The sequence below is a fragment of the Allobosea sp. Root670 genome, assembly GCF_001429415.1.
Taxonomy (GTDB): domain Bacteria; phylum Pseudomonadota; class Alphaproteobacteria; order Rhizobiales; family Beijerinckiaceae; genus Allobosea; species Allobosea robiniae.
The window spans coordinates 36,474-36,731 of record NZ_LMJU01000009.1 but is presented as its reverse complement, the minus strand read 5'-3'; the positions used below and the strand labels follow the sequence as shown (position 1 = coordinate 36,731).

General features: G+C 67.4%; 1 pseudogene. It reads left to right on the top strand.

Going from position 1 to position 258, the window contains the following annotated elements:
* Positions 1-258 (top strand): annotated as a pseudogene (locus ASE61_RS27145) (DNA translocase FtsK); the annotation flags it as partial.

Here is a 258-nt window from a genome sequence, read left to right as displayed (position 1 = left end):
AAGATCGACTCGCGCACGATCCTCGGCGAAATGGGCGCCGAGCAGCTGCTCGGCCAGGGCGACATGCTCTACATGGCCGGCGGCGGGCGCATCACCCGCGTCCACGGCCCCTTCGTCTCGGACAGCGAGGTCGAGAAGGTCGTGGCGCATCTCAAGACCCAAGGCCGGCCGCAATATCTCGATGCCGTCACCTCCGAGGAGGACGAGGCTGGCGAGGACGAGGACGGCGCCGTCTTCGACAAGACCGGCATGGGTTCG